The 12,927-nt window shown below is 52.5% G+C and carries 16 protein-coding genes and 2 tRNA genes; 13 read left to right on the top strand and 5 right to left on the bottom strand.

Annotation, left to right across the window (positions count from 1 at the left end; translation table 11 throughout):
* Window positions 1-29: 29 nt before the first annotated feature.
* Complete coding sequence (locus ACFSOY_RS02830; protein ID WP_386044005.1) at window positions 30-635, bottom strand: histidine phosphatase family protein; 606 nt, start codon at window positions 633-635, stop codon at window positions 30-32.
* Between the two features lie 147 nt (window positions 636-782).
* On the opposite strand from ACFSOY_RS02830, the gene aroQ reads away from it, so the two are divergent.
* The 5 genes from aroQ (at window position 783) to ACFSOY_RS02805 (ending at window position 3,868) form a co-directional block, all read left to right on the top strand.
* Window positions 783-1,238: a type II 3-dehydroquinate dehydratase gene (gene aroQ / locus ACFSOY_RS02825; protein ID WP_386044004.1), complete on the top strand. Its 456-nt coding sequence runs from the start codon at window positions 783-785 to the stop codon at window positions 1,236-1,238.
* A 27-nt stretch (window positions 1,239-1,265) separates the two neighbouring features.
* Window positions 1,266-2,333 (top strand): M24 family metallopeptidase, encoded by a 1,068-nt coding sequence (locus tag ACFSOY_RS02820; protein WP_386044003.1) that lies wholly within the window; start codon window positions 1,266-1,268, stop codon window positions 2,331-2,333.
* A 39-nt stretch (window positions 2,334-2,372) separates the two neighbouring features.
* Window positions 2,373-2,930 (top strand): elongation factor P, encoded by a 558-nt coding sequence (gene efp, locus ACFSOY_RS02815; protein WP_386044002.1) that lies wholly within the window; start codon window positions 2,373-2,375, stop codon window positions 2,928-2,930.
* Between the two features lie 114 nt (window positions 2,931-3,044).
* The gene (locus tag ACFSOY_RS02810) at window positions 3,045-3,320 is read left to right on the top strand and encodes a YqhV family protein (RefSeq protein ID WP_386044001.1); all 276 of its coding nucleotides are present in this window, start codon (window positions 3,045-3,047) and stop codon (window positions 3,318-3,320) included.
* Window positions 3,321-3,409: 89 nt separating this feature from the next.
* Window positions 3,410-3,868 carry a CD1247 N-terminal domain-containing protein gene (locus ACFSOY_RS02805; RefSeq protein ID WP_386044000.1) on the top strand — a complete coding sequence of 153 codons (459 nt, stop codon included), beginning with the start codon at window positions 3,410-3,412 and terminating at the stop codon, window positions 3,866-3,868.
* 55 nt (window positions 3,869-3,923) lie between these two features.
* Here the strand turns inward: ACFSOY_RS02805 and ACFSOY_RS02800 are convergent, their stop codons facing one another.
* On the bottom strand, window positions 3,924-4,055 hold the full coding sequence (locus ACFSOY_RS02800) for a hypothetical protein (RefSeq protein ID WP_386043999.1): 132 nt from the start codon (window positions 4,053-4,055) through the stop codon (window positions 3,924-3,926).
* A gap of 322 nt (window positions 4,056-4,377) precedes the next feature.
* Here ACFSOY_RS02800 and ACFSOY_RS02795 point away from each other — a divergent pair, with 322 nt between their 5' ends.
* The 7 genes from ACFSOY_RS02795 to ACFSOY_RS02765 all read left to right on the top strand — a co-directional run bounded on the left by ACFSOY_RS02795 (window position 4,378) and on the right by ACFSOY_RS02765 (window position 9,061).
* Window positions 4,378-5,610 carry an MFS transporter gene (locus ACFSOY_RS02795; RefSeq protein ID WP_386043998.1) on the top strand — a complete coding sequence of 411 codons (1,233 nt, stop codon included), beginning with the start codon at window positions 4,378-4,380 and terminating at the stop codon, window positions 5,608-5,610.
* 34 nt (window positions 5,611-5,644) lie between these two features.
* Window positions 5,645-6,361, top strand: coding sequence for a polysaccharide deacetylase family protein (locus ACFSOY_RS02790; protein WP_386043997.1), 717 nt, complete (start codon window positions 5,645-5,647; stop codon window positions 6,359-6,361).
* Window positions 6,362-6,510: 149 nt separating this feature from the next.
* A complete protein-coding gene (locus ACFSOY_RS02785; RefSeq protein WP_386043996.1) occupies window positions 6,511-7,176 on the top strand; it encodes a uracil-DNA glycosylase family protein in 666 nt (221 codons plus the stop codon).
* Between the two features lie 71 nt (window positions 7,177-7,247).
* Window positions 7,248-8,156 (top strand): DMT family transporter, encoded by a 909-nt coding sequence (locus ACFSOY_RS02780; protein WP_386043995.1) that lies wholly within the window; start codon window positions 7,248-7,250, stop codon window positions 8,154-8,156.
* A 46-nt stretch (window positions 8,157-8,202) separates the two neighbouring features.
* A tRNA-Thr gene (locus ACFSOY_RS02775) sits at window positions 8,203-8,278 on the top strand.
* 9 nt (window positions 8,279-8,287) lie between these two features.
* Window positions 8,288-8,374 (top strand) — tRNA-Leu (locus ACFSOY_RS02770).
* 240 nt (window positions 8,375-8,614) lie between these two features.
* Window positions 8,615-9,061, top strand: coding sequence for a GNAT family N-acetyltransferase (locus ACFSOY_RS02765; RefSeq protein ID WP_386043994.1), 447 nt, complete (start codon window positions 8,615-8,617; stop codon window positions 9,059-9,061).
* Between the two features lie 229 nt (window positions 9,062-9,290).
* Here the strand turns inward: ACFSOY_RS02765 and ACFSOY_RS02760 are convergent, their stop codons facing one another.
* Entirely contained in the window at window positions 9,291-9,782 is a 492-nt protein-coding gene (locus ACFSOY_RS02760) for an effector binding domain-containing protein (RefSeq protein WP_386043993.1), read from the bottom strand.
* A gap of 99 nt (window positions 9,783-9,881) precedes the next feature.
* On the opposite strand from ACFSOY_RS02760, the gene ACFSOY_RS02755 reads away from it, so the two are divergent.
* Entirely contained in the window at window positions 9,882-10,805 is a 924-nt protein-coding gene (locus ACFSOY_RS02755) for a helix-turn-helix transcriptional regulator (protein WP_386043992.1), read from the top strand.
* A gap of 290 nt (window positions 10,806-11,095) precedes the next feature.
* Here ACFSOY_RS02755 and ACFSOY_RS02750 read toward each other — a convergent pair whose 3' ends face one another.
* Together ACFSOY_RS02750 and ACFSOY_RS02745 are read right to left on the bottom strand one after the other, a co-directional pair.
* Window positions 11,096-12,124, bottom strand: coding sequence for a ThiF family adenylyltransferase (locus ACFSOY_RS02750; protein ID WP_386043991.1), 1,029 nt, complete (start codon window positions 12,122-12,124; stop codon window positions 11,096-11,098).
* Window positions 12,125-12,127: 3 nt separating this feature from the next.
* Window positions 12,128-12,844 (bottom strand): molybdenum cofactor biosynthesis protein, encoded by a 717-nt coding sequence (locus ACFSOY_RS02745; protein ID WP_386043990.1) that lies wholly within the window; start codon window positions 12,842-12,844, stop codon window positions 12,128-12,130.
* Window positions 12,845-12,927 lie beyond the last annotated feature (83 nt).

Below are 12,927 nucleotides of genomic sequence, written 5' to 3'. Positions count from 1 at the left end.
CGATGAAGTGAAAAGATCATGCGTCACCTTCAGCCGCCGAGGTGCGCGGTACAGCCGATTTCGATGATCTGCCAAACGCCGTCCTGGTCGCGCAGCACGCGGGTGACGCTCGTGTTGCCCAGCGTGCTGATGCCGGTGCCGCACCTGCCGTCTGAGATCGAATGCAAGAACGCATTGATCGTGCCGCCGTGAGAGACGATGACCACATGTTCGCCAGGATGCTGGTCGGCGATCTGTTCGATCGCCTGCCGGGAGCGTTCACGCAGCGCGTCGAACGGCTCGACACCTGCGACGTCATACGTTTTTTCGCGGCCCCAGATCGCCGGATAGCGCTCAAGGATCTCGTCGCGAGTATGCCCTTCGATCTCGCCAAAATGGCGCTCGTGCAAATCTTTGTGCACGCGGTGGAGAACGCCTGACGCTTCTGCGATCGTCTCTGCCGTCTTGTGCGCTCGTTGCAGGTGGCTGGAGTAGAGGGCTTGGAACTGCTCGCGGGACAGGCGCTTGGCGATCGCTGTCGCCTGTGCCAGCCCAGTGTCAGAGAGCGGGATGTCCTGGGAACCCTGCAAGCGAAACTCGCGGTTCCAAAGGGTTTCTCCGTGGCGCACGAGCGTCAGATGGATCGGCTGATTCATGATGTCACACCTCGCTATTTCTTTTTGCCCATTATATCATGGTGGCGAGCGGTTGCGATTGACAACTCGGCGATCGGCTCGCGACTATTCAACGATAGATTTTCATGATAAAATGTATCTTGGACTTTTTGGGAGGTTATCCCTTTGGTGAAAATATTGGTAATGCATGGGCCCAACCTCAATCTGCTTGGCACGCGTGAGCCGGAGATTTACGGCCGGACGACGCTTGCTGGGATTGACCGCGATCTCGCTTTGCTCGCCGATCGCTTTGGCGTCGAGCTGGAAAGTTTTCAGTCCAACCATGAAGGTGAGCTGATCGATCGCCTGCAGGCGTGCGTTGGCAACACGGACGGCATCATCCTCAACCCGGCCGCCTATACGCACACCAGCATCGCCATCCGCGATTGTTTGGCGGCGATTCAGATCCCGACGATCGAAGTGCATCTGTCGAACATCCATGCGCGCGAAGAGTTTCGTCATCGCTCGATGACCGCTCCTGTCGTCATGGGCCAGATCTGCGGGCTAGGCGCGCTCGGGTATACGCTCGCCTTCCATGCGCTGATTGAAGATTTTGCCAAAAGAGGGTTGTTATCTGCTGAGTAGACAATGAACAGCTAAGGGGGAGTTTCTGTGGAACAGCGTCTGACACGTTTGCGCGCGAAAATGACCGAGCAAGGTTTGGAAGCAATGCTCATCCTGAAGATGGAGAATCGCTTTTACATCTCGGGTTTTACAGGTTCGACCGGCTACTTGCTCGTCACGCATGACGAAGCGATCATGATCACCGACTTCCGCTACACCGAACAAGCGACTGTGCAATGCCCACACTGCCGCGTCGTGGAAGCGAGCGATTTTGCCGCATCGCTTCTTGCAGAGTTGAGAGCCAAGCAGTTGACCAAGCTCGCTTTCGAGAAAGATCATGTCAACTACAGCCTCTACGAATCGCTAGGTGAGAAACTCGACAGCATCACGCTGGTGCCGTCTTCCAACGTCGTGGAAGAGATCCGCCTGTTCAAAGATGAGAGCGAACTTGTGATCATGCGCCAAGCGGCGAAGATCGCAGACGATGCGTTCTCACACATCCTCAGCTTCTTGCGCCCCGGAATCTCGGAGATCGACGTTGCGCTGGAACTGGAGTTTTTCATGCGCAAACAAGGCGCGAAATGCTCCTCGTTCGACATCATCGTCGCATCTGGTGCGCGATCTTCCCTGCCGCATGGCGTGGCGAGCGAGAAGATTCTCGAAGCGGGCGATTTTGTAAAGATGGATTTTGGCGCATACTACCAAGGGTACTGTTCCGACCTCACCCGCACGGTCGTCTTGGGAGAGCCGACCGACAAGCAGCGTGAGATTTACGACATCGTGCTCAAGTCCCAACTGCACACGCTGGCGAACATCAAAGTGGGCATGACCGGCCGCGAAGCGGATGCGCTCGCTCGCGACATCATCTCGGCTCACGGCTACGGAGATAACTTCGGGCATTCGCTCGGACATGGCCTCGGCACCGCTGTACACGAGATGCCCAGCCTGTCTGTCCGCGGAGATATGGTGCTCAAGCCGGGAATGGTCGTGACGATCGAACCGGGCATTTACCTCCCGAACTTTGGCGGCGTGCGCATCGAAGATGACATCGTGCTGCAAGAGACGGGCATCGAGATCCTCACCTCTTCGACAAAAGAACTTTTGACCATCGGCTAAGGCCGAGAGACTTTTAGAACCACATGGGAGGCATTTTTCATGATTTCTTCAAACGATTTTCGTCCAGGCGTAACGATCGAATATGATGGTGGCATCTGGCGCGTCGTCGAGTTTATGCACGTGAAGCCTGGCAAAGGCGCCGCATTCGTCCGCACCAAGCTGAAAAACATCCGCACAGGTGCTGTTCGCGAGATGACCTTCCGCGCTGGTGAGAAGGTGCCGCGCGCACGGGTTGAAACTCGCAAGATGCAATACCTGTACAACGACGGTGAGTTTTTCACGTTCATGGACAACGAATCCTTCGAGCAACTGGGGATTCCGGCTGCGATGTTGGAAGAGGAGACCAAGTACCTGCTTGAGAACATGGAATGCTCCGTGATGATCTACGAAAGTCAAGCGATCGGTGTCGAACTGCCGAACACCGTCGTGCTGGAAGTTGCAGAGACTGAACCAGGCATCAAGGGCGATACCGCACAAGGCGGCTCCAAAAATGCTGTGATGCAAACGGGTGCTGTCGTGCAGGTTCCGCTGTTCATCGAAGTCGGCGAAAAGCTGATCATCGACACTCGCAGCGGGGATTACGTCTCCCGCGCATAACGAAAACAAACAGGCACGCCTCTTCAGGGAGGCGTGCCTGTTTGTTTTGGTGATACCTTGTCCGCGCACAGCATATGTTCGAATAGTGATGCTTGCAGGTGAGGAGGCGAGAGGATGCTTTCATTTTTTCGTGAACATATCTTGCTCGGGATGGCAGGACTGCGCTTGCTCTCAGGGACGATCGAGGTGGTGGCGGCGATCCTGATGCTGTACTTTGGTAGCCTACAAAAAGCGGTACAGATCAACGCTGCCCTTGCGCTGGTGGGGCCGACCGTACTGATCTTGGTCACATCGCTCGGCCTGCTCGGGCTGGCTGATCGGCTGGAATTTTGGCGGATGGTCGTCGTCATGGGCGGGGTCGGGCTGATTCTTTGGGGGGTGCGCGGTTAAAATGTGGCTCGTTCGGTCAGACTAGCAAATGTATGGAAAATCTTACGAGCTAAGAGCCGCATGTTGGCCGCGAAGGAGGAACGAGTCTCTTGAACCCAATCAAAGAACGACTGGCTTACTTGAAAGGTCTAGCAGAAGGACTGAACGTTGGGCAAGGCAGCCCGGAAGGCCGGGTGCTTGTCGGCATGTTGGACGTCATGAACGAGATGGCTCGAACCCTCGATCGCCTGACGATGATGCAGGAACAGCTGGAAGAGTACATCGAAGCGGTCGATGACGACCTGACCGATCTGGAAGAGGAATTGTACGGCGAGCTCGATGAGGATGAGTTCGAGTATGATGCAGATCTTGAACTGGACGAAGCTGACACAGGGATCGAATATTTGGAGATGAGCTGTCCAAATTGCAAGGAGACGGTGTTTGTCGATGAAGACGTGTTTCGCGGCGATGAGATCGTCGAAGTGCTCTGTCCCGAATGTCAGGAAACCATCTTGGTCAACGACAACAGCTATGAGGATGGCGTGGAGGCGGATGACCTCCTCGAATAGTTGAACGGAAAATAAAACCCCTGTCTCTGCTGGAGACAGGGGTTTTCGCATGAGATCAGACAGCAGCTAGGGAGGAAGTTCCACTTTTTCTTTGTCTGAAGAAGGTGAGCACGAGAATCATGCAGAGCAGAAAGATGATGAGGAACGCGACGATCCATTTGGTCATGGTGGCAACAAAATCTGGCACTAACCGTCCCTCCTTGACTGAACCTTTTTCTTTAGTACATGCGGGCGTGGGGGAGATTGATTCATACAGGTGTGGAAAAGGCGGCAAAAAGGGCGAAAGGGTGCGTTTGAGTGAGGTGAAATGCTGAGGTCAGGCTTGGGAATCTGCTCAGCTTGTGGTGCTTCTGCAAAACGTCTGGAAGTGGCTTTACACCCAGATCGCCAAGCAGCTTGCTCCGATGAAGGAGCATCGGCCAGACAGTCTTTTCAGAAAAGAGCGTTTGACGTACAATTATTACGGATATCGAAAGAGTCAAACAAGGTCCGGAAAGGGTGATGTGCCGATGCAATCGGTGGCAAAAGCGAATGCTCAGTCGACGGCGACTGGCACGATGTACCAGATCTTGTTTGCGATCAGCTTTGTTCATCTGTTAAACGATTCGATGCAAGCTGTGATTCCAGCGATCTTTCCCATCCTGCAGCAGTCGCTGTCGCTTACGTTTACGCAGGTAGGCTGGATCTCGTTTGCGATGACGATGACCTCGTCGATTTTGCAACCGGTGGTGGGGTATTGGTCGGATAAGCGACCGAAGCCGTACATGCTTCCGGTCGGCATGGGCTTGAGCCTGATCGGGATGCTCGGACTGGCATTTCTGCAGTCCTACAGTCTGATCATCTGCGCGGTGCTGTTCATCGGCTTAGGGTCGGCCGTCTTTCATCCGGAAGGCTCGAAAGTGGTCTATCTGGCGGCCGGTTCAAGGCGGGGGTTCGCCCAGTCTGTCTTTCAAGTTGGCGGCAATACGGGCAGTTCGCTCGCTCCCTTGATGACGGCGCTGATCTTTGTGCCGCTCGGACAGTTTGGCGCGATCTGGTTTACGTCGTTTGCGGCGCTGGCGATCCTGGTGTTGTTGTTCGTCTCCTCCTGGTACACGCGCAAGCTGAGCCTGCAAGCGATCCCGGCCAAAAAGCAAGGCGAGCGCAGCGGAATGGGCGCGAGCAGAAAGCAGATCGGCGTTGCGATGGTGCTGTTGGTCTTTCTCGTCTTCGCCCGTTCGTGGTACACTTCGGGGCTCGGCAATTATTATCAATTCTACCTGATCGAAAAGTATGGTCTCTCGATCTCCTCCGCGCAAGTGCTGATCTTTCTCTTCATGGTGGCCGGGGTGATCGGGACGCTGATCGGCGGTCCGCTTGGCGATCGCTATGGCAGGCGCAGAATCATCTTTTTCTCGATGATCGGTGCGGCGCCGTTCGCCTTGCTCTTGCCGCATGTCGGACTGACTGCCGCCTATCCGCTGCTCTTTGTGATCGGGGTGATCCTGTCGACGAGCTGGTCGGCTACGGTGGTGTACGCGCAGGAGCTGATCCCAGGCAAAGTGGGAACCGTCTCCGGATTGATCATCGGGCTGGCGTTCGGTCTCGGCGCGATCGGCTCGGTCACTCTCGGCAAGATGTCCGACCTGCAAGGGCTTGATTTTACGATGGTGTTCTGCTCGCTGTTACCGCTGCTCGGCATCCTGACCTATCTGTTGCCATCCGATCGACAGATGAAAAGTTGGAAGCAGAAAGAATCGTGATGAGCAGATTGATCTGATGAGGAGGGCAACTTGCATGAAGAGAGCGTTAAAATATGCAGGTCTGGTGGTCGGCATCTTTGTGGCGTGCAACCTGTTTCTGTTTTTTTACTACAACAGGCCAGCAGACCGCTCGCTGTTTTTAGACCCGGTGACCCACTTTGCGACAGAGGAAAAGGTTGTCGCCCTGACATTTGATGACGGTCCGACGAAGGAGTGGACCGCTCCGCTGCTCGACCTGTTGGGCAGGGAGCAGGTGAAGGCGACCTTTTTTATGACCGGCTTCAATCTGGTCGACAACTGGGAAGTGGGGGAGCGGGTGGTGCAGGAAGGGCACCAAGTGGGCAATCACACGGTGAACCACGATCGGATGATCTACAAGACCCCAGGCTTTATTCGGGACGATCTCGCGCAGATGGACAGCCTGTTTGAAAAGCTTGGCGTGAAGGAGAAAAATCTGTTTCGCCCCCCGTATGGCGATAAGATGGTCGTGTTGCCCTGGCTGTTGAAGCAGCAAGATCGCAAGCTGGTCACCTGGGATGTCGATCCTGCAGAACAGTACGAACCAGGGTATGATCCTGACAAGATCACCGAGCAGATCTTGCAGGGCGTTCATCCGGGCGCGATCATCCTGTTGCACGATGGCAGGCACAGCGATCCGAGCGCTTTTCTCGATGTGGTGCAGCGGGTCGTCACGCGGTTGAAGGCGGACGGATATCGCTTTGTGACGGTGTCAGAAGGGTTGCAACTCTAGCTTTTCGCATCTCCTCGGCGACGAGGGGATGCTGTTTTTGTTCGCGATCCGCTGGTGATAACGGCAGATCGCGCTGCGAAAACAGCGATCATTTGCTAGATTTGCTATAATAGTGTCGGTCAAATCACAGCAGATCAGAGGGTGAATTTGTGAGCGAGAGGAAGCAGGAGTTGCGGCAAGTCTTTAACGGTCTTGCCAAAAAATATTTGGTTCCAGACTTGATCGATCAGCAGGTACAATTTTTGTTTTTGCTGGAAAGCCCACACGTGCAGGAGCTAAAATACGGGGCGCCCGTCTCTGGATCGTCAGGCGCTTCGATGACCAAGCACCTGTATGGGGAGCGATTTGAGAAATATCCGCTCGGCATCTTGATCAAGAAGAACCGAGAGGAGCAGCTCGACCGACCTGCGCTGAACAAGGTGGGGCTGATGAACGTCTGTCAGATTCCGATGCAGGCGGCCGCCTATCAGGATCTTCACTTGCGGGAACAGCATACAGACTTTTTTAAAGCTTTGGAAGGCGTTCGTTCGACGAACAACAAGCACGTCTATGCGGACCCCGTCTGGAATGACGTGCAGGAGATCATCGCCGAGAGCTTGCGCAAAAAGTTGGACAAGCTGCGCGAGAATCGCCTGATCGTCGTGCCGTGCGGACGGTTCGCACAAAAGTTCTTTCGGTTGGCTGGGGTAGAGAGCCAGCTGTGGCAGGTGATCGAAGGGGTTCCGCACCCTTCGTATAACGGCTGGAGCAAACAGGAGTATGCGGGAGCGGTGAACGCCCTGAAGACAGCATTTGGCATGGACAGCAGAGAGTGATTCTGTGAGCTTTCGAGCGCGGTAGATCTGCTCGCGATCGTCGCAGAGGACTGGGAAAGGGTGCGCAAAGCATGTATTCGCGTGTGAAAGGTTTTTTGATGGCGTCGTTCGCTTCTGCGATGTGGGGGCTTTCCGGAACGGTCGCGCAGGAGCTGTTTGAGGAGTATGGATTTATACCTGGATATTTGGTGACGCTGCGCATGTTGACCGCAGGTGCCGCGCTGTTGATGATCGCCGCCTTTTTGGGGAAAGGGAATCAACTGCTCGCCATCTGGAAACATCCGAAGGATCGGCTCGGGGTGGTCATATTCGGCGTGCTGGGGGTACTGGGCACCCAATATACGTTTTTCAGTGCGATCGATACGGGCAATGCGGCGACCGCAGCGCTTCTGCAATTTCTCGCTCCGCTGATCGTCACTGCGTTTTTAGCGCTCAGGTTGCGCAAGATGCCGACAGCTCGGGAGCTGATCGCGTTGCCGATCGCGCTGTTTGGCACAGCGTTGCTCGTGACAAACGGGAGGTTCGACGAGCTGTCGGTGCCCGGAATCGCCGTGTTCTGGGGGCTGATGGCAGCCGGTGCGCTCGCCTTTTACGTGCTGTTCCCCACCGGGCTCCTCAAGCGGTGGAACTCTTTGGTCGTGATCGGATGGAGCATGCTGATCGGCGGGGTGGGACTGTTCTTGCTGGAGCGCCCGTGGTTGATGGAGGGGCAGATCTGGACGCTGTACAGCTCGTCGCTCGTGCTGTTTGTGATCCTGTTCGGCACGCTGATCGCCTTCTTTTTGTACTTGGAGTCGCTGCGCTTCATCTCGCAGTCTGAGACGAGCATGCTCTCCAGCGTGGAGCCGCTGGTGGCGGTGGTCGCATCGGTGCTGTGGTTGCAGGTGCCGTTCGGCTTCTATGAGGCGATCGGCGGTCTTTGCATCGTGCTGACGGTGATGATCTTATCGATCGCAAAAAAAGAGTACAAAACCTCTTGACGAATTTGGGGTGGCGATGTTATCTTAAATAACGTCAACACCACGTGCCGGTGTAGCTCAGCAGGCAGAGCAACTGACTTGTAATCAGTAGGTCGAGGGTTCGATTCCTTTCGCCGGCACCATCTTCATATGCGGTCATGGCGGAATTGGCAGACGCGCAAGATTCAGGTTCTTGTGGGGGCAACCCTGTGGAGGTTCAAGTCCTCTTGACCGCACCATTTCAACAACGATAGGTTACTGATCTGCTTTTTCTGGCAGAGCAGTAGCCTTTTTTTGTTGCTTCCCTATGTTATTATATTTTCGTCCTCAAATCGTTGATATTCGGCTCATGCAGCCTCGGTTGGTGAAGAGCTAATCCAAGGGGAAAAGGAGGATACTTCATGCGTGATGTTGTTGCTCTCATTCAACTAGCACTGAATGATACCAAAGAAACTTTAATTTGATGGAGGTAAATAGATATGGGATTAGAGGCTGATCTATATTTGTTGAAATACGACATGCTTGATGATTGTGTTGATTTATTCATTGACACTTTCTCAAAAGAACCTTGGAATGATATCTATGAGTCAAGAAAACAAGTTGTAGATTTTTTTGAGAATCACATGAAAAACAATTATTTTCTAGGTTACGTTCTAAAAGTAGGCGATGAACTTGTTGGATTGAGCCTAGGAGCAAAAAAGCCATGTCTAAAAGGAATGGAATATTTCATTGATCAATTTTGTATAAGTGAAAAATTCCAAGGACAAGGAGCGGGTAGCAAGTTTCTAGAGCTTATCGAATCTGACATTAAAAAGCAGGATATAAGCACTATCGTGTTAACAACTACCAAGGGATTTCCATCGGAGAAATTTTATCTTAAGAATGGATTCAAAACAGCTGTTAACGCAATTCTTCTTGCCAAGTGAGCATTCCTAATAGCTACCTCTGTTGTATGGCTAAATTCACACGTGCAAAATAACTGGGTATAGAAGAATCCTATTGCAATGACAACAGCGCTATAAAAAATGATTCAACAAAAAAGCGTGTAGACTTTGTACCATGAGGTACTTTGTCTACACGCTGATGCGGTCAATTGAATTTGACCTGCATAAAGGTCATGTCTTTTGTACAAGTCAACAAGTCTTCTGTGCTGCTTTATCTTACATTTCGTTTGTGCACAGGTATCCACACCTCAACTTCGGCGTCAGTTGGATTTCCATTAAGCAAAACTTCTGCAATCGGTGCTCCGGAATATACATATTCGTATTCGTCGGTTAAAAGTGAGCCAAATGCCTGATCTTCCAACTTATCAAATGCCAAGCGCGATAATCCGCCGCTTCCTGATAAGATTAAATATTCACTTCCCGGGAACTGGACTTCATCAGCATGTTCGGGCAGAGGTTTGGAAGATTGGACACCCGCATAATAAACGATAAATCCATTCTCCTTGGCTACTACGGCGTAACCATAAGGGCTATCTGCGTAAGGACGAAGGCTGGCGATTTGTCCATTATCAATCACACTCTTGAAAAACGTTGTCTTTTGGTTAGAAAACTGTGGAGAGTGGATGTTTGTCCCATCGCTTAGAGTGGTTTTAATACCGATGACACGAAAGGCTTGCTTCTTTTCAAACTTGAAATTGTTCATTACGTGATGCCTCCTAGTAATGGGTGAATTGTGAATACGTATTTAGCATAATCTATCAACTGTGACATCTATATGGCATACTTGAATGGGAGGTGGAATATGAAAATTGATCGCTTAATGGCCTTGATTATGATTTTGTTAGAGCGTGATGTTATCAGCGCACGGGAATTGGCTGAACGTCTTGAAGTGAGCAGAAGAACCATTTATCGTGATATTGATACTTTAACCTTTGCTGGGCTGCCTATTTTTACTCATCAGGGGGCGATGGGCGGGGTGGGATTGATGAAATCCTATAAAATGGACAAGCTGTTATTTACACAACATGATATTCAGACATTGTTGGCCAGCTTGAACAGCTATATACAGTTATTTGGCCATAAGGAACTTGTTTACGTTTTGGAGAAACTGCATGCTATCCATCATGATAGCGGTACTGATATTGCGGGTGGGAAGTATGCAGTAGATTTATCGTTAAATCAAGGAAATGAATCGTTGCGAAATTTACTTAGTTTTATTGAGACCGCGATGAATGAACAGCGATATTTGGTCTTTGATTATGTAGATCGGGACGGACGTATTAGTTCCCGAAAGGTCGAGCCGTATCAGGTTGTCTTCAAAGAAAGTAGTTGGTACTTGCAAAGTTACTGTGTCGATAGAGCGGATTTTCGCATATTCAAATTGGCGCGAACGAGCAGGCTACAGGTGTCGCGGGACACTTTTGTGCCAAGAGAATTTACACCGTTACCCATGAATGGAGCCGAATGGATGAGTCAGGAATGGGTTGATGTAACGATTCGCATCCATCGTTCAGTCATAGATAAAGTGATCGAACGTTTTGGGGAAGGACATATCCTTCAGATGGGGGAAGAGACTTGCCTTGCGACTTATCCGATCATCAAGAATGCATTCGGATATCAAAAGTTGCTTGCATTTGGAGATAAATGTGAAGTAATTGAGCCGCTTGAAGTACGGACAGAGTTTCAAAATTACATTCGTAGTATTCTGGAAAAATACGAACGCTAATTTACCATAAAGTTTTATTTCCATTGACCTGAATATCCAAGAGAACATCCCTGACCGGGTGCTCTTTTAGATACTCTTTCCAAAAGCATTTGTCCTGAGATTCAGCGCAGCCGGCTTTTTTTCATGTATGGAGGCAAAATCGTTGACGAAAGTAATCGCCCTCGCTAGAGCGAAATGACTTATTTTTTCTTTAGACAGTTCAAATAAACAGACAAACGCCCTCTTGTTGCAAGTGAACGAGGGCGTTTGTCTGCAATCTGAACCCCGCTTCGGAGGAAGCGGGGTTGTTTCTAGTTTCCGATATATCGGGCATACAGAGTGCGCGCCACGCTCAGATCATCGGTGCCTTGGACCAGCACGCGACCGTCCGAGAAGACGACGAGACGCACCTCGTCGCTCACGTAAAAGCGCAGCAGGAATTTGTTCTGCTCGACCTTGCCGCTCAGCGACAGGCGCTCCGCCATCGCCGATAGATCGACCGCCCACGGCTCAGCCGGGGAGATCTGAATCGTGTTGCGTCCACAGAGCGATACCTCTTGGTTGCCTGCGACAGGCTCTAAGTATTCGAAACGCCGCTGCCCGCAGCATGCGCAGTCGGGACGCTTCGCCTTGGAGATATCGATCGAAGAGGTGCTGTACTCCCAGACGCCGATGTTGAGCATCGTGCGGCGCACTTTGTCTTTCGCTTCCACGAGCAACTTCATCGCCTCGACCGCTTGGTAGGAGGCGACGATGTGAATGATCGGCCCGATCACGCCCGCCGTGTCACAGGTTGCGGTCGATCCGGGAGCGGGGGCCGACTCGAACAGGCAGCGCAGACATGGCGTTTCCTGCGGGAGGATCGGCAGGGTCATCCCGTTTGCGCTCACGCCGCCGCCATACACCCACGGAATGCGATGCTTCACGCACACATCGTTGACCAAAAAGCGAACTTGAAAGTTATCGCTACCGTCGAGCACAAGGTCGACATCTGTCAAATAGTCTTCCGCATTTTTCCACGTCAGATCGGCGACGATCGGTTCGATCGTCACTTGGGAGTTTACCTGTGCGAGCATTTCCGCAGCTGCGATCGCCTTGGGAATGCCTTCTTCCGCATGCCGTTCCGTATAGAGCATCTGCCGCTGCAGATTGGACGATTCGACAAAATCGCGGTCGATGATCCGCACAAAGCCAACTCCTGCGCGCACCATGTGATTGGCGAGCACCGTTCCGAGCGCACCCATGCCGACCACTGCGACACGGCTCTTGAGCAGTTTTCTCTGGCCTTCTTCTCCGATGTCGGCAAACAATATCTGTCTTGAATAACGAGCCAGGTCCATCAGTCAAACATCCCTCTCCGTCTCAGGACGCAGTGGATTCCACGGTCCTTGCTGGTGACCGATCCACTCTGTTCCATCGTCCCAGTTCTCTTTTTTCCAGATCGGAACGATCTCTTTCAATCGCTCGATCGCATAGCGTCCCGCCTCATACGAAGCGGCGCGATGTGGCGTGGCGACGGCGATGATGACAGCCGCCTCCTCGATCTCTAGCTTGCCGATTCGATGTGACATCGCCACCTCGGTGCCGGGCCATCGCTCCTCGATCTCGGCGGCGATCTGCTCCATCATCTTCAGCGCCATCGGCTCATATGCTTCATATTCTAATCGCACGGTGCGCTTGCCTTGCGTCAGCTCGCGCACGGTGCCCACAAACAGATTGATCGCCCCAGCGAGCGGATTGCGCACCTTGGCCATCACCTGATCGGCAGACAGCGGTCGATCGGTGATCTCAAAGCGGGGGCGAGGCTGATCATCCTGTCCGCCGGAGACGGGAGGCAGGATGGCGACTTCGTCCCCTGCAGAGAGCTTCGTGTCGGGCGTAGCAAATCGGTGATTGACCGATGCGAACGAGATCTGAAGCAGCTGCTCGACAGTCGGATGTTGATGGAGAAGTGCGGTCAGCAAATCTTGAACCGATGCGCCATCTGGCAGCTCGACTTCCCAACTGCGGGAACCGACCGCCTCGGCGACGCTTGCAAACAGTTGTACGTTTAATCTCATCTGACGAAACTCCTTTAGCAGTCGGTCGCATCGACCTGAACGGAAGTTGATTCATCATGAGAATACCATACAAGCAGAATCTG

This window comes from Tumebacillus lipolyticus, from assembly GCF_042682745.1.
In the GTDB taxonomy this organism is placed as follows: domain Bacteria; phylum Bacillota; class Bacilli; order Tumebacillales; family Tumebacillaceae; genus Tumebacillus_A; species Tumebacillus_A lipolyticus.
The sequence above is the reverse complement of the archived record's forward strand: the minus strand, read 5'-3'. Positions and strand labels throughout refer to the sequence as shown.